Origin of the sequence: Arhodomonas sp. AD133, from assembly GCF_051195215.1 — a bacterium.
Classification (GTDB): domain Bacteria; phylum Pseudomonadota; class Gammaproteobacteria; order Nitrococcales; family Nitrococcaceae; genus Arhodomonas.
Genome location: NZ_JBNAZM010000004.1, coordinates 123,532 through 138,302, shown reverse-complemented (window position 1 = coordinate 138,302; position 14,771 = coordinate 123,532). Strand labels below are relative to the sequence as shown.

16 protein-coding genes are annotated in these 14,771 nt (G+C 66.3%); 3 read left to right on the top strand and 13 right to left on the bottom strand.

Annotated elements, in window-relative coordinates:
• Positions 1-12: 12 nt before the first annotated feature.
• From pabC to ACPEES_RS04175, 9 genes are all read right to left on the bottom strand, one after another.
• Positions 13-837, bottom strand: a complete 825-nt coding sequence (gene pabC, locus ACPEES_RS04215) for an aminodeoxychorismate lyase (protein ID WP_435101357.1) — start codon at positions 835-837, stop codon at positions 13-15.
• Between the two features lie 16 nt (positions 838-853).
• Positions 854-2,095: a beta-ketoacyl-ACP synthase II gene (fabF, locus tag ACPEES_RS04210; RefSeq protein WP_435101355.1), complete on the bottom strand. Its 1,242-nt coding sequence runs from the start codon at positions 2,093-2,095 to the stop codon at positions 854-856.
• Positions 2,096-2,196: 101 nt separating this feature from the next.
• Positions 2,197-2,436 carry an acyl carrier protein gene (gene acpP, locus ACPEES_RS04205; RefSeq protein WP_435101353.1) on the bottom strand — a complete coding sequence of 80 codons (240 nt, stop codon included), beginning with the start codon at positions 2,434-2,436 and terminating at the stop codon, positions 2,197-2,199.
• 116 nt (positions 2,437-2,552) lie between these two features.
• Positions 2,553-3,299, bottom strand: a complete 747-nt coding sequence (fabG, locus tag ACPEES_RS04200; protein WP_435101351.1) for a 3-oxoacyl-ACP reductase FabG — start codon at positions 3,297-3,299, stop codon at positions 2,553-2,555.
• On the bottom strand, positions 3,299-4,249 hold the full coding sequence (fabD, locus tag ACPEES_RS04195; RefSeq protein WP_435101349.1) for an ACP S-malonyltransferase: 951 nt from the start codon (positions 4,247-4,249) through the stop codon (positions 3,299-3,301). The genes fabG and fabD overlap by 1 nt, the downstream gene beginning before the upstream one ends.
• A 24-nt stretch (positions 4,250-4,273) precedes the next feature.
• Complete coding sequence (locus tag ACPEES_RS04190) at positions 4,274-5,254, bottom strand: beta-ketoacyl-ACP synthase III (protein ID WP_435101347.1); 981 nt, start codon at positions 5,252-5,254, stop codon at positions 4,274-4,276.
• Complete coding sequence (gene plsX, locus ACPEES_RS04185) at positions 5,251-6,285, bottom strand: phosphate acyltransferase PlsX (RefSeq protein WP_435101345.1); 1,035 nt, start codon at positions 6,283-6,285, stop codon at positions 5,251-5,253. Before plsX ends, ACPEES_RS04190 begins: the two co-directional genes overlap by 4 nt.
• A 91-nt stretch (positions 6,286-6,376) precedes the next feature.
• Positions 6,377-6,556: a 50S ribosomal protein L32 gene (rpmF, locus tag ACPEES_RS04180; RefSeq protein ID WP_435101343.1), complete on the bottom strand. Its 180-nt coding sequence runs from the start codon at positions 6,554-6,556 to the stop codon at positions 6,377-6,379.
• A gap of 35 nt (positions 6,557-6,591) precedes the next feature.
• The gene (locus tag ACPEES_RS04175; protein WP_435101341.1) at positions 6,592-7,143 is read right to left on the bottom strand and encodes a YceD family protein; all 552 of its coding nucleotides are present in this window, start codon (positions 7,141-7,143) and stop codon (positions 6,592-6,594) included.
• Between the two features lie 74 nt (positions 7,144-7,217).
• Between ACPEES_RS04175 and ACPEES_RS04170 the strand changes: the two genes are divergently transcribed.
• The gene (locus ACPEES_RS04170) at positions 7,218-7,802 is read left to right on the top strand and encodes a Maf family protein (protein ID WP_435101339.1); all 585 of its coding nucleotides are present in this window, start codon (positions 7,218-7,220) and stop codon (positions 7,800-7,802) included.
• On the opposite strand, the gene ACPEES_RS04165 is transcribed toward ACPEES_RS04170, so the two are convergent.
• Positions 7,794-8,735 (bottom strand): S49 family peptidase, encoded by a 942-nt coding sequence (locus ACPEES_RS04165; protein WP_435101337.1) that lies wholly within the window; start codon positions 8,733-8,735, stop codon positions 7,794-7,796. The two genes, ACPEES_RS04170 and ACPEES_RS04165, sit on opposite strands and share 9 nt — an antisense overlap.
• Positions 8,736-8,816: 81 nt before the next feature.
• Positions 8,817-9,752 (bottom strand): RluA family pseudouridine synthase, encoded by a 936-nt coding sequence (locus tag ACPEES_RS04160; protein WP_435101335.1) that lies wholly within the window; start codon positions 9,750-9,752, stop codon positions 8,817-8,819.
• A gap of 471 nt (positions 9,753-10,223) precedes the next feature.
• On the opposite strand from ACPEES_RS04160, the gene rne reads away from it, so the two are divergent.
• A complete protein-coding gene (rne, locus tag ACPEES_RS04155) occupies positions 10,224-13,157 on the top strand; it encodes a ribonuclease E (protein WP_435101333.1) in 2,934 nt (977 codons plus the stop codon).
• 129 nt (positions 13,158-13,286) lie between these two features.
• On the opposite strand, the gene ACPEES_RS04150 is transcribed toward rne, so the two are convergent.
• Positions 13,287-13,769 (bottom strand): low molecular weight protein-tyrosine-phosphatase, encoded by a 483-nt coding sequence (locus tag ACPEES_RS04150; RefSeq protein WP_435101436.1) that lies wholly within the window; start codon positions 13,767-13,769, stop codon positions 13,287-13,289.
• 32 nt (positions 13,770-13,801) lie between these two features.
• Between ACPEES_RS04150 and ACPEES_RS04145 the strand changes: the two genes are divergently transcribed.
• Positions 13,802-14,050, top strand: a complete 249-nt coding sequence (locus tag ACPEES_RS04145) for a hypothetical protein (protein WP_435101331.1) — start codon at positions 13,802-13,804, stop codon at positions 14,048-14,050.
• On the opposite strand, the gene kdsB is transcribed toward ACPEES_RS04145, so the two are convergent.
• A complete protein-coding gene (gene kdsB / locus ACPEES_RS04140; RefSeq protein WP_435101329.1) occupies positions 14,028-14,771 on the bottom strand; it encodes a 3-deoxy-manno-octulosonate cytidylyltransferase in 744 nt (247 codons plus the stop codon). The two genes, ACPEES_RS04145 and kdsB, sit on opposite strands and share 23 nt — an antisense overlap.

Genomic DNA, 14,771 nt, shown 5'->3' with positions numbered 1-14,771 from the left:
GTTCCATGCGCCCTACACCGGCACCGCCACCCACTGCCGTTTCACCATGAGCGACAGCATGCGATGGCCGTATTCGAAGCCGCGCCAGCGGCGGTCGCCGAACGCGCGAACCGGCCAGAGCCCGACGAGGCTGTTGGTAAGCCAGAGCTCGTCGGCGTTCTCCAGCTCGCCCCAGGATATGGCGCCGACCCGGGGCGTGAGACCCAGGGCGCCCGCCTCGGCAATCACCCGCCGCCGCATGATGCCCGCCACACCCTGGCGCATCAGCGGCGGCGTCCGGAGCTCCCGCCCGAAACGCGCGAACAGATTCGTGACCGTTCCTTCTACCACGCGGCCGGCCGCATCGGCCATCAATCCTTCGGCGATTTCCGAGTCCCGCCATTCCGTACGCGCGACCACCTGCTCGAGGCGGTTGAGATGCTTGATCCCCGCGAGTGCGGGCTGGTCGGCGAGGCATGTCCGGCAGGCGATGACCCGCACACCGCTCTGCCACCAGTGTGGCGGTCGAGTGGGCAGGGACGTGCGATGGGCGAGCACACGCGGCTGCGGCGTCATCGGCGGCTGATAACCGCGCCCTCCGCTGCCTCGGGTGACGATGAGCTTGATGACACCGTCCGCGCCACCGGCAAACGCCTCGACCTCGCGATCGAGCACTGCCCGCGCCGGCGGCGCGAAGCCGAGCCGCTCGCAGCCACGTTCCAGGCGCCGGCGGTGAGCGGGCCACAAGGCCGGCTGCCCCGCGACCACGGCGACGGTCTCGAAGACGCCGTCACCATAGGCGAGCCCGCGATCATCGGGCGCCACGCAGGCCCGTGGCTCACCGTCGACACGCCACATGGCGCGCTGTCGCCCCTCAGTCCAGGGCCCGGAAAATCACCGTGCCGTTGGTTCCGCCGAAACCGAACGAGTTCGACAGAACGCTGCGGACCCTGGCTTCCCGTGCCGTGTTGGCAACGATGTCGAGGTCGATGCCCTCGTCCATCGACGCGAGGTTGATGGTCGGGGGAATCAACTGATCGCGCAGTGTCAGGACACTGAAAACGGCCTCGACACCACCCGCCGCTCCGAGGAGATGTCCGGTCATGGACTTCGTCGAGGTCACCGCGATATTGCGGGCGTGTTCGCCGAATGCCCCCTTGACCGCGTCCGCCTCGGCACGGTCGCCGAGCGGCGTCGAGGTGCCATGCGCGTTGATATGATCGACTTCCTCAGCGTTCATGCCAGCATCGCGCAAGGCGTTGCGCATGCACCGCATCGCCCCTTCGCCGCCCTCCGGTGGCTGGGTCATGTGGTGGGCATCACCACTCATGCCGAATCCGCTGACCTCGGCATAGATGCGCGCGCCGCGGGCCTTGGCGTGCTCGTACTCCTCGAGCACGAGCACGCCTGCACCGTCGCCCAGCACGAAACCGTCGCGCTCGCGGTCCCACGGGCGGCTGGCGCCCAGGGGGTCGTCATTACGGGTGGACAACGCCCGTGCTGCCGCGAATCCCCCGAGACCGGTGGGCGTGATGGCGTATTCGGCGCCGCCGGCGATCATCACGTCCGCATCGCCGTAGGCGATGAGCCGTGCCGATTGACCGATGCTGTGGGTTCCCGTCGTGCACGCCGTGACCGTGGCGAGATTCGGCCCTTTGATCCCGAGCATGATGGAGAGGTTGCCCGAGATCATGTTGATGATGGCGCTCGGGATGAAGAACGGAGAGATTTTGCGCGGACCGCCGTCGAGGTAGGAGTTGTGCCCCTTCTCGATACCGCTTATACCGCCAATGCCCGAACCGACCGCCACGCCCACGCGCTCGGCATTATCCGGGGTTATCTCCAGACCCGCATCACGAACCGCGTCCACGGAGGCGCCGATGCCGTAATGGATGAAGGGATCCATCTTGCGCGCCTCTTTCGAGGAGAGATAGTCGCCCACGGAGAAGCCGCGCACTTCGCCACCGAAACGAACCGAAAACGCCGACGCATCGAATGCCTCGATGGGCGCTATACCGCTCGTGCCGCTGACAATGTTCCGCCACGCCCCTTCCAGCGTGCTCCCGACCGGAGAGACGATCCCCAGCCCCGTTACCACTACACGGCGTTTCGCCACGGGGTACCTCCGCTTACGGCCACCAAAACAGCACAGGGCCGGATCACCCCGGCCCTGTGCCTCGAAATCGGACGCAGTCGCGTGCTGCGTCAGTGCATCGGCTACTGCTCGAGATTAGCGTTGATGTAGTCGATGGCCTGCTGCACGGTGGTGATCTTCTCGGCTTCCTCGTCCGGGATCTCGCACTCGAACTCTTCCTCGAGGGCCATCACCAGCTCCACCGTGTCCAGCGAGTCGGCGCCGAGATCGTCGACGAAGGAGGCTTCCGAGTTTACCTCTTCCTCCTTCACCCCCAGTTGCTCCACGACGATCTTCTTCACGCGCTCTTCGATACTGCTCATTTTGATCCTTCCTCCCGAGTGTGGAAAGTTCCGACCCGCCTTGGCGGCCCCCAGCGTCAGACCCCGGGCCGAATGCGGGCGTATTTTAGGGGAAGCGTTCCGGCCATGCCACCGGATCAGCTCATGTGCAGGCCACCATTGACGTTGAGCGTCTCCCCCGTGACGAACGCACCGGCCGGTGAAGCCAGATACACCACTGCGGCGGCGATGTCCTCGGGCGTTCCCAGCCGGCCCAACGGGGTTTGCGCCAGCAGCGCCTCGCGCTGGGCCTCCGGCAGCTCGTTGGTCATGTCCGTGGCGACGAACCCGGGTGCGACCGTATTCACGGTCACCCCGCGGCTGCCCACCTCCCGCGCGAGCGACCGTGTCATGCCCATGACACCCGCCTTCGCGGCAGCATAGTTCGTCTGCCCGCTGTTGCCCATTAGCCCGACCACGGAGGCGATATTGACGATTCGGCCGTGACGCGCCTTCATCATGCCGCGCAGCACCGCCTTGCTCATCCGGTAGACCGAGCTCAGGTTCGTGTCGATGATCGAGTCCCACTCGTCATCCTTCATGCGCATGAGCAGGTTGTCGCGCGTGATGCCGGCATTGTTCACCAATACACTCGGAGTACCGAAGCGCTCGGTGACCGTCTTGACGGTTTCCTGGACGCTGTCTGCATCGGTCACGTCGAGCCGCAGGCCCGCACCCTCGATGCCCGCCTCGGCAAGATAGGCTCCGATCGACTCGGCGCCCTTCTCCGAGGTCGCAGTACCAACGACACGTGCCCCTGCCGCTCCCAGTGCCAGCGCAATGGCGCGCCCGATGCCGCGACTCGCGCCCGTCACGAGCGCAACTTCATTCTCCAGTGAAAACATTAACTTGCACCCTCTTCCTCGAGCGCCGCTTCAAGCGTCTTCGGATCCATGACCGGCTTGATCGGCATACGGCGCTCGATGCGCCGATTGAGCCCGGTGAGTACCTTGCCCGGTCCCGCCTCCACGAGGCGCGTTACGCCCCGCTCCCGCATGGCGTGGATCGTCTCCACCCATCGCACGGGATTGAACAACTGGCGCACGAGCCGATCACGAATGCTCTCGGCGGACTCCGCCGCCGTCACGTCCACGTTGTGCAACACCGGAATCCGTGGAGCTGACAGCGCAACCGTGGCAAGGCGTTCTTTGAGCCGCTCCGCGGCGGGTTCCATCAGGCTGCAGTGCGACGGCACACTCACCGGCAGCGTCACCGCCCGCTTCGCGCCGGCTTCCTTGGCGCGCTCTACCGCACGCTCCACCGCCGCGCGGCTCCCGGCAACCACCACCTGGCCCGGCGCGTTGTAGTTGACGGCAGAGACGACTTCGTTGCCGCGCGCCGCTTCGCAAATCTCGCGGACCTGCTCGTCCTCGAGTCCGAGAATAGCGGCCATCGCGCCTTCGCCTGCCGGCACGGCTTCCTGCATGAAACGTCCGCGATCGTGAACCACCCGTGCAGCGTCCTCGAGGCCGAACGCATCGGCGCACACCAGCGCGGTGTATTCACCGAGGCTATGGCCGGCGAGGATGGCCGGTGCCGATCCGCCATGGGCGCACCAGACCCGCCAGACCGCCACACCCGCCGCCAGTAGCGCCGGTTGGGTGAGATCCGTCCGGTTGAGCGAATCCTCCGGCCCTTCCTGACTCAGGCGCCAGAGGTCGGTGCCGACGGCGTCCGACGCTTGCTCGAAAGTCTCCCGGACCAGTCGCTCGCCGGCCGCCAGCTCCGCGAGCATTCCGATCGACTGCGATCCCTGGCCGGGAAACACGAAGCCCAGGTTCGTGTCCGTGTGCATGAACTCCTCGTCGAATAGTAACCGTCAGTAGCGAATCAGCGCCGAGCCCCACGTGAAACCGGCACCGAATGCCTCCAGCAGAAGCACTTGTTCGCGCTGGATTCGACCGTCACGTACGGCCACGTCCAGCGCGAGGGGAATGGAGGCTGCGGAGGTGTTGCCGTGACGATCCACGGTCACGACGACCCTTTCCATCGGCATCCCGAGCTTACGCGCGGTCGCGGCCATGATGCGGATGTTCGCCTGGTGCGGCACGAGCCAGTCAATGTCGCCACGCGCCATGCCGTTCGCCGCCAGCGTCTCGTCCACCACCGCACCGAGCGTGCGTACCGCGACCTTGAACACTTCATTGCCACGCATCGTGACCTTGCCGGAGGCGGGGTCGGCGAAGACCGCGTCGTAACCCTTCGCCACACCCCACGGGACGTTGAGCAACGGCTCCTGACGGCCGTCGGCGTGGAGGTGGGTCGAGAGCACGCCGGCCGAGCCCGAGCGTTCCAGCACCACCGCGCCGGCGCCATCGCCGAACAGCACGCAGGTGGAGCGGTCCTCCCAGTTGAGGATGCGGGAAAACGTCTCCGCCCCCATCACGAGCGCGCGGCGGGCGCCGCCGGTTCGCAGGAACCGGTTGGCGATATCGAGCGCGTAGACGAAACCGGAGCAGGCAGCCGCCACATCGAAAGCGATAGCACCGCCGGGAATGCCCAGGCGTTGCTGAATGAGACAGGCCGTGCTCGGAAAGACCTGATCCGGCGTAGACGTGGCGAGTATAACGAGATCGATGCTATCGGCGGGCATGTCCGCCGCATCGAGAGCGCGTCGTGCGGCGGCGGTGGATAGATCGCCGCAGGTCTCGCCCGGTGCGGCGATATGGCGCTGACAGATGCCGGTGCGTTCGCGTATCCACTCGTCCGAGGTATCGACCAATGCCTCCAGTTCGCGATTGGTCATCACCCGCTCGGGCAGATAGCTGCCCGTTCCCCGGATACGCGCGTATACGCTCACGACGTTTGCCGCCCCTTGGTGAAGGTTTCGCCCAGGCGTTCGTCGATGAGGCTGGGCACGGCCTTCTCGGCCTCGAGGATGCCGACCTCGATGGCATGCTCGAACGCCACCGCGTCCGCCCCGCCGTGGCTTTTGACCACGACCCCGCGCAGCCCCAGCAAACTCGCGCCGTTGTACTGCCGGGTGTCCAGACGGGCCTTGAGCGCCCTCAACACCGGCATTGCTGCCAGGCCGGCCAGCTTCGTGAATACGTTGCGGCGGAACTCCTGGCGCATGTAATGCGATATCACGGCAGCAACGCCTTCGCTGGTCTTCAGCGCCACGTTGCCGGTGAATCCATCGCAGACTATCACGTCGGCCACGCCCCTAAACATGGAATCGCCTTCCACGTACCCCACGTAATTGAGCGCGCTCTCCTGGAGCATCTGCGCCGCCTGCTTGACTTCGTCGTTGCCCTTGATCTCTTCCTCGCCGAGGTTGAGCAGGCCGATGCGCGGCTCGGACACACCCTCGACGGCTTCCGTGAGGACCGACCCCATCACCGCGAACTGGAACAGGTGCTCGGCGGTGCAATCGACATTCGCCCCCAGATCGAGCATCTGGAAGGAACCGTCCTGGCAGGGAATGGTGGTGCAGATCGCCGGTCGGTCGATACCGGGCAGTGTCTTCAGCACGTACCGTGCCGTGGCCATCAGCGCCCCGGTATTGCCGGCGCTGACACACGCGTCGGCCTCACCCGTTTTCACCAGGTTGACCGCCACGCGCATGGACGAGTCCTTCTTGAAGCGCAATGCCTGCGACGGCATCTCGTCCATCGCCACGGTCTGGCTCGCTGGGTGCAGAACCAGTGCTTCATCGGGGCTGGCACGGTGGCTCGCGAGCTCCTCGTGGAGCACATCCTCGCCGCCGACCAGTATAAGGCGGATGCGGTCCCCGTAACGCTGCCGCGCGCGCAGCGCTGCGGACACCACCACCGATGCGCCATGGTCGCCGCCCATGGCATCCAGGGCAATCGTGAAACGCCGTGTCATGGCAACCAGCCAGTTACGCCAAAAACAGTCGGCCGCCCCATCCCTGCCGGGACGATGGCGGCCGACGCAATGGCAGGGGCGACCCTGCTATTCAGTCGTCCTTGCCCGCAGTCACCTTGCGGCCACGATAGTAGCCATCCGCGGAAATATGGTGACGGCGATGGGTTTCGCCAGTGGTCTGCTCCACCGAAAGCGTGGGCTTGGACAGCGCGTCGTGGGATCGACGCATGCCACGCTTGGACGGGGTCTTGCGATTCTGTTGCACTGCCATGACTGGCTACTCCTAAATTCCGGAATTCCTGCGATTCAATCGTCTGTTTCGCGCTTTTTCAGCTCGGCGAGTTTGGCGAACGGATTCTCCCGTTCCGGCTCCGGTTCCCCCGGAGGGCCGAAGTGCCTGAGCTGATGCTCGCACCCCTGCTCGCCGGCATGGCGCGCGACCACCGGCAACCCGAGAATCAGCTCGTCCTCCACGAGAGCGTAGAGATCGAGCCGCCCCTCATGAGCGACTGCGGCGTCCTGCTCCTGCCCCAAAGCGGCGGCTTCGGTTTCGGAGGCCACCACCATCAGCTCGAACTCGCCATGAACGGCAGTCACGACCACATCCAGACAGCGCTGACATTCCAGCGGCAGCTGCCCATCCACATGGCCGATCACCACTGCCGCGCCCGTCTGGTCGCGGACCACGCGCACCTCGACGGTCACTGGATCGGAAGCGGCCTTGAGCAGATCACCGAGGCGCGCCAGCGCCGACACCGGCACGGTACCCGCGAGCTGCAGACCGCCATCGCCGACCCGGTCAAGGTCGATCCACTGGGGCAGGGTTTCGTCCCGCATAAGACCGGGAATGTTAGCCACGCCCCCTCCCCCTGTCAAAGCCCACCGCCGCGGGAAGCTGCTATCATCGCCCGGCAAGGCAAGGAACTCCGGCAATGACGCAATCCAACCTCATCCTCGGCTCCGGCTCACCGTACCGGGCAGCGCTGCTCGAGCGGCTGGGCATCGCGTTCGAGCAACGCGCCCCGGACATCGACGAACGCCCGGTCGCCGGCGAGGCGCCCGCTGACTACGTCAGACGCCTCGCCGAGAACAAGGCCCGCGCCGCCGCCGTCGACACGGTGGACGCGCTGGTCATCGGCTGTGACCAGATCGCGTGCCTGGACGGCACGATAATCGGAAAGCCGCATGACGAGACCGCCGCCGTGGCCCAACTACAACGTGCCAGTGGGCGCTGCGTGCGTTTCCTGGTGGGGCTGGCCCTGCACGACACTCGCACTGCACATACCGACTCCCGCGTCGAGCACATCGATGCGCATTTCCGCGAGCTCGAAAGCACCGAGATCGAGCGCTACATCCAGCGTGAACGCCCGTTCGACTGCGCCGGGAGCTTTCGCGCCGAGGGGCTCGGTATCAGCCTGTTCCGGCGTCTCGAAGGCGACGACCCGAACACCCTGATCGGGCTGCCGCTGATCGCGCTGTGCGACATGCTGCGCGATCGCGGCTGGGCACTACCATAAACGCGGTGTCAGCAACTCGTTTCGCACCTGCGACGCAACCATGCCCAGGCGCTCGGTGATGCGATCGAGAATATTGCCGCGAGGCGTGTAGTTAACGGTACGCTCCACACCGATGATCTCGCGCGCCACTTCGCGCGGCGTCGCGAGCCCGTCCACCAGACCGAGCGCCTTGCCCCTCTCCCCGGTCCAGATCAGCCCGGAGAACAGCCGCTCGTCATCGGCGAGCCGGTCGCCGCGCCCCTCCCTGACCGCCTGGATGAACTGAGTGTGGATGTCATCGAGCATTGTCTGGACGTGAGCCTCCACATCAGGATCGGGGGCAGAGAAGGGGTCCAGCATCGCCTTGTTACGACCTGCCGTATAGAGACGGCGTTCGACGCCAACCTTGTCCATGGCGTCGGTGAATCCGAAACCGCCCATGACCACACCGATGGACCCCACCAGGGAGGCCGGGTCCGCATACACTTCATCCGCCGCAGCCGCCACGTAGTACGCACCGGAAGCCATGATGTCGCCGGCGACGGCATACAGGGTTACATCAGGATGCGCATCACGCAGGCGCTTGATGGCAGCGTTGATGCGGCGCGACTCCACCGGGCTGCCGCCGGGGCTGTTGATGCGGAGCATCACGCCGGCGACGTCATTCGCCCCGAACGCCGCCTCCAGGCCCTTGATGATGCGGTCCGCATTGGCCTTCGAATCCGAGGCAATGGCGCCGTTGAGGTCCACGACCGCCACGTGCCGCCCTACTTCGACCACATCGGTGCTGCGCCACAGTGACGGCACCGCGAGCGCGAAGACCGCGATCAGATAGGCAAGGATCAGCAGCTTGAAGAATATGCCCCAACGCCGCGCACGACGACGCTCCTTGATGCCCTCCATGGCGATCTCGCGCAGTGTCTCCCGCGCCCAGTGCTCTTCCTGTTGCTCCACGTCTTCGTACTCCCTCGGGGCCGGTGTGTAACCCCAATTATCTTCGTAGTGTCCCGGAACGCGAATTCGTGTTCCGGGGTACTAGTTGGAACCTTGCTGCATCTCGAACCGCCCGAGAACGGCCTGCAGATCCCCAGGCAGCGGCGCCCGTACGGTCAGCGGTCCGTGGGGTAGCGTCAACGAACTGGCGTGCAGGAACAGACGTTTCAACCCCGCCTGACGCACCTCGCGATTGCGTGCCTTGTCGCCGTAGCGGCGGTCACCGGCGATCGGGTGGCCGATATGGGCAGCATGGGCGCGGATCTGATGCATGCGTCCGGTGTGGAGCTCCGCCTCCACCAGTGTCCAGTCCCGGAGCACACGTTCACGGTGAAATACCGTGCGCGCCGGCTTGCCCGCAGCGCTCACGCGCATCACGGACTCGCCCCCGCGCCCCTTCTGTCGCTCCAGCCTCGCCTCCACCGCTTCCGTACGGCGCTCCAGCGTCCCGGCGAGCAGGGCATGGTAACGCTTGTCGACCTCACCGGCACGCAGCGCCGCGTGCACCACCTTGAGCATCGAGCGCCGCTTGGCGACTACCAGGCAGCCGCTGGTGTCACGGTCGAGCCGGTGGGCGAGATCGAGGAACCGGCACTGCGGGCGGAGCCGCCGCATTGCCTCGACGATGCCGTAACCGAGACCGCTGCCGCCATGCACGGCGAGCCCGGAGGGCTTGTTGAGGACGATCAGGTCGTCGTCCTCGTACAACACCGCCTGTTCCAGCCGCTCGAGGACCTGCGCCGACGGCTCGGAGGTCGCCCCCCGCCCTTCCCGCACCGGCGGCAGACGCAGATCGTCACCGGCCTGCAGGCGGTACGCCGGCTTGACACGACCGCCGTTGACGCGGACCTCACCGCGACGCAGAAGCCGATAGATCAGCGTGCGCGGCACACCGCGCAGTTCCCGGCTCAGGTAATTGTCGAGACGCTGGCCGGCAAACTCGGCGTCGACCTCGACGTGGCGGACATGCGCTGCCATAGACCTCTCTGAAGCGGCTTTCGGGCTCCGCCAAACGCGGGCGATTCCGCATGATACCAGTGGCCGGTTCGCTTGGAAGCAAACAGCTAACGTTGATATAGTTGCGGGCGTGTTACATGGCCGCACGTCGAGGCGACGCGCCTCCGGCCGGTAGCCGCATAAAGGCAAAGATTGCAGGCACGCCCGTTGGCTTCCGACGGGCGGCCGTTCATGCAGGTCTCCTTTAATCTTGGGTCACCCGTTCGCGCAGTTCGCGAATGGCTAATGCGCCCCCTGGCGCCCCGTCGTATCTGCATATGCCAGGATTGATCGTGTCACACCTCATTACCACCCTGCTCGGCTCCTTATTGGCCGACGGGGTCTCGCAGCCCCCTGCTAGCCGCGTCAGCTTCGCGGCGCCGGCGGCGCGTGTGCGGTGCTACGAGCACGACGACGGGGTCGGTCGGGTCGAGCGCCGGAGAATCGCTTACGATGAAACGCATGCTCATCAATGCCACGCAGCCGGAAGAGCTGCGCGTGGCGCTGGTCGATGGTCAGTCACTCTACGACCTGGACATCGAAACCCCCGCGCGAGAGCGCAAGAAGGCAAACGTTTACAAGGGTAAGGTCACCCGCGTCGAGCCAAGCCTGGAAGCGGCTTTCGTCCAGTACGGAGCGGAACGCCACGGCTTTCTGCCATTCAAGGAGATCGCGCGCGGTTACTTTCAGGGCGGCGACGCCGATCCCGGCAAGGCCAGCATTCAGGACGTCATCAAGGAAGGCCAGGAGGTCGTCGTCCAGGTCGAGAAGGAAGAGCGCGGCAACAAGGGGGCCGCGCTTACCACCTTCGTCAGCCTGGCCGGGCGCTACCTGGTTCTCATGCCCAACAACCCCCGTGCCGGCGGCGTATCGCGCCGTATCGAAGGCTCGGACCGTACCGAGATTCGCGAGGCGCTGCGCGAGCTCGACGTACCGGAAGGCATGGGGCTGATCGTGCGCACCGCCGGCGTCGGACGCAGCGTCGAGGAGCTCCAGTGGGACCTGAACTACCTGCTCAACCTCTGGGCTGCGATCCAGAAAGCGGCCGCCGAACGCCCCGCCCCTTTTCTGATCTACCAGGAGAGCAACGTCATCATCCGGGCGTTGCGGGACTACCTGCGTTCCGACATCGGCGAGGTCCTCATCGACGACGCCGAGATCTATAGCCAGGCGCGGCAGTTCATGGAACAGGTAATGCCGCACAACCTGCAAAAGCTCAAGCGCTACGACGATGAGGTTCCGCTTTTCACGCGCTACCAGATCGAGAGTCAGATCGAGTCGGCGTTCCAGCGTGAGGTGCGGCTGCCGAGCGGCGGCGCCATCGCCATCGATCATACCGAGGCGCTGATCTCCATCGATATCAACTCCTCCCGCGCCACCAAGGGCGCGGACATCGAGGAGACCGCCCTGAACACGAACCTGGAAGCCGCCGACGAAATCGCCCGGCAGCTGCGCTTGCGCGACCTGGGCGGGCTCATCGTCATCGACTTCATCGACATGGGCCCGAACCGCAACCAACGCGAGGTGGAGAACCGCCTTCGCGAGGCCGTGAAGCAGGATCGCGCCCGCGTCCAGGTAAGCCGCATCTCGCGCTTCGGGCTGTTGGAAATGTCCCGCCAGCGCCTGCGTTCGTCCCTGGGCGAGTCCAGCCAGGAAATCTGCGCGCGCTGCGGTGGTCAGGGCACCATCCGAAGCGTGGAGTCGCTGGCGCTGGCGATTCTCCGGCTCGTCGAGGAAGAGGCCATGAAGGAGAAGACCGGCAAGGTGCTGGCGCAGCTGCCGGTGGACGTGGCGACCTTCCTGCTCAACGAGAAACGCGGCGCGATTGCCGAGATCGAGCAGCGCAACGGTGTTGCCGTCGTTCTCATTCCCAATAATCACCTGGAGACGCCGCACTACGAGGTCCAGCGCATCCGCAGCGACGACCAGTCGGCGGACGACGTGAGCTACCGCCTCACCAGCGAGGACGAAGCGCCCACGCCGATGGAGCAGAAGCTGGCTGCCGAACGTCCGCGCAACGAGCAACCGGCGGTGCGTGCAGTGCGCCCTGCCGCGCCCGCACCCAAGCCGACGGCACCCAAACCCGCCGCCGAGGCGGCTACCGGCGTGCGCGAGGAACCGCCACGTGCCCTCGGTGGATTCTTCGGCTGGCTGCGCAAGATCGTCGTCGGCGACCAGGAAGAGACGCCCCGCGCCGAAGCGCCCTCGCCAAAACGCCAGGCCACCGCACGAACGGAAGCCGATAGCGACCGCGACAAGCAACAGGCCGGCGCGCGCGGCGGCCAGTCCCGCGGCCGCAACGGCCAGCAAGCCGGCAAGACCGCTCGCAGCGGTGATCGCACCGCCGGTGACCGGGATTCCGGCAAGCCCCGGAAGCAGGAGAAGCAGGACAAGCCCAAGAAGCAGGCGACTCCGGCTTCCACCCCCCGCAGCACCGAGGCCGAGAAGACCGATACGGCGGCAAGCGGCGAACGCGACACTACCGCCGAGGCCAAGGAAACAGGCAAGCAGGCGGAAAGCGCGAACGGTCAGCGCAACGGAACCAGCAGCTCAGGACGCAGCCGGCGTGGGCGGCGTGGGGGCCGTCGCCGTCGCCGCAGCAATCGCAACGGCCAAGGCACGGAAGCCGATTCCGGCTCCGCAAAGGAGCAGTCCGGCGAGGCCGCCAGCAAAGCGGACACGAAACCGGACCATGATGACGAGGTCGCGGCCAAATCCGGCGACGCGGGCGAGACGGACCGCCCCACGGCGGCGACCACCTCGCAGACCGAGAGCGGGGATACGGCCAGTAAGGACAAGCCCGAGCAGGCGCGCGCGCCCAAGAAACCCAAAAACGCGAGCGCACAAGGCACCGACGCCGACAGGAGCAAGGGCGACACCCGCAAGAGCCGCAAAGCGGACGATCCACGCCGCTGGCCCGGGCGCCCGCGCATTCCTGCAACGCAGGCGGCAAGTGCCGACGCCGACACCACGGCGAAGGAACCCGTGACTGCCGGGACCTCCAGCCAGGAAACACCTAGCCCGCAGGAACAACCGCATCCGCCGGCTGCTCCATCCCCTGCGGCGCCCACCGTGGCGGACGAGCCGGCGACGACGGATACAACAACCAACGAAACGTCGGACAGCGCCGCCGGGGGCAAGCAGGAAACGGTACCCCCGGAGACGCCGACCGATTCAGAGGTGGAACGCAAGCCGGTGGGCCATTCGGATGCTGATAACGCCCTGGGCGCCGCAGCGGCCGCCGAGCAGGTCGAGGACAGCGTGGACGGGAAGGAAGAGCCCGGCACCGGTGAATCGGCGGCGCGGACGAGCGGCGACGATCAAGCAGTCGGGGAGCAGCCCGAAACCGCTTCCGGCGAAACCCCGCAAAACCAGCGCTCGCAATAGCGGCAACCACCCTTGTCAGCCGGGATTATCCCGGCATGCTGACGGGCCGCCCGCGGGCGGCCCGTCCTGTTGCCGAATCCGATCGCGCTTGACGTCGCTTTCGTGGGTCAGCCGTCGCGGACAGCGTTCTTATAGATGGTGCTCGCGACGGATTTCCGCCAGCAGCCCTTCTGCCGCGTCCTCGACCAGACCCAGAACGTGGTCGAAGCCGTCCCGACCGCCGTAGTACGGGTCCGGCACCTCCGACTCCGTGCGATGAGGCGCGAAATCCAGGAAGGGGTGAATGCGCTTGTGCGCGGACGGCGGCGCGTCGGCCAGCAGGATCCCGAGATTGCCCTCATCCATCGTAAGGATGTAATCGAAGCCCTCGAAATCGTAAGCGTCCACCTGGCGGGCGCGCAGATCGCTGATATCCACACCGCGCCGCGCAGCCGCCTCCCGGGCCCGTGCGTCCGGCGCGCGGCCGACGTGAAACCCGTGGGTTCCGGCCGAGTCCACATCGATTTCCGCTGCCAAGCCGGCTGCCTCGACGAGCCGTCGGAATACCCCTTCCGCCGTCGGTGAGCGACAGATGTTGCCGGTGCAAACGAATAAAACGCGTATCATCGATATCTCCAGCTAGAGTCTTGAACGGAGCAGCGGCTTTGGACCCGAGCCTGCAAGACCTCGAAGCGCTGATCGGCCGCGAGGTAACCTACCAGGGGCGCACCCTGCGAGTCGTGGACGTCATTGCCGAAGGCCCCGCCCTCGTGCTCGGCGAACCCCATGTGGCCGGGCCCCAGCGGGATCAGTTCGGGCAGTCCGCACGACGCGCGCCTGGCCTCTGGACGATTCCGGTATTCGAAGCGCCCGGCCGGGTGACACCCCTGCTCACCCGCCTCGGTCTGCTTTGAGCGCTGCTTCCACCAGGATCACATCGTCGGCAGTATCCACCCCGTGCCCGGGCAGCGCCGGTGCTTCCGCTACATGGATGCGGTAGCCGTGCCACAGCGCGCGCAGCTGTTCCAGCTGCTCGGCGGCCTCCAGGCCGCACGCGGGCAGCCCGGGGTAGCGGCGCAGGAATTCCGCACGATACGCATAGACACCCACGTGCAGGCGGTATACGCATGCCTGCGCGGAGCCGTCGCGATCGTACGGAATGGGCGCGCGGCTGAAATACAGTGCGTAGCCGTGGCGGTCGGTGACGACCTTGACCAGGTTCGGATTGGCCACCGCATCGGCCGCCAGCGGCACGGCAAGCGTCGCCATAGCCGCATCTTCATGGGCCTCCAGCGACGCCGCCACCTGACGTAGAAGCGCCGGCGGCATCAGCGGCTCGTCTCCCTGCAGATTGACCACGACGCAATCGTCCGGCACCCCCAGTCGCGTCACCACCTCGGCCAGACGATCGGTGCCCGTCGGGTGATCGTCACGCGTGCGCATGACCTCCGCGCCGACGCAAGCAGCCTCGACGCGCTCGTCGTCGGTTGCCACGATCACCCGCTCGGCACCACTATCGAGTCCGCGAGCGATCACATGCTCGATCATGGGACGCCCCGCCAGGTCGATCAGGGGCTTACCCGGCAGGCGCGTGGACGCATAGCGCGCCGGAATGACCACAATGAAACCCGTCAT

Coding starts and splice junctions, on each gene's coding strand:
- pabC (WP_435101357.1), bottom strand. CDS start 837: ATGTGGCGTGTCGACGGTGAGCCACGGGCCTGCGTGGCGCCCGATGAT.
- acpP (WP_435101353.1), bottom strand. CDS start 2,436: ATGAGCAGTATCGAAGAGCGCGTGAAGAAGATCGTCGTGGAGCAACTG.
- fabG (WP_435101351.1), bottom strand. CDS start 3,299: ATGTTTTCACTGGAGAATGAAGTTGCGCTCGTGACGGGCGCGAGTCGC.
- fabD (WP_435101349.1), bottom strand. CDS start 4,249: ATGCACACGGACACGAACCTGGGCTTCGTGTTTCCCGGCCAGGGATCG.
- plsX (WP_435101345.1), bottom strand. CDS start 6,285: ATGACACGGCGTTTCACGATTGCCCTGGATGCCATGGGCGGCGACCAT.
- rpmF (WP_435101343.1), bottom strand. CDS start 6,556: ATGGCAGTGCAACAGAATCGCAAGACCCCGTCCAAGCGTGGCATGCGT.
- ACPEES_RS04170 (WP_435101339.1), top strand. CDS start 7,218: ATGACGCAATCCAACCTCATCCTCGGCTCCGGCTCACCGTACCGGGCA.
- ACPEES_RS04160 (WP_435101335.1), bottom strand. CDS start 9,752: ATGGCAGCGCATGTCCGCCACGTCGAGGTCGACGCCGAGTTTGCCGGC.
- rne (WP_435101333.1), top strand. CDS start 10,224: ATGAAACGCATGCTCATCAATGCCACGCAGCCGGAAGAGCTGCGCGTG.
- kdsB (WP_435101329.1), bottom strand. CDS start 14,771: ATGACGGGTTTCATTGTGGTCATTCCGGCGCGCTATGCGTCCACGCGC.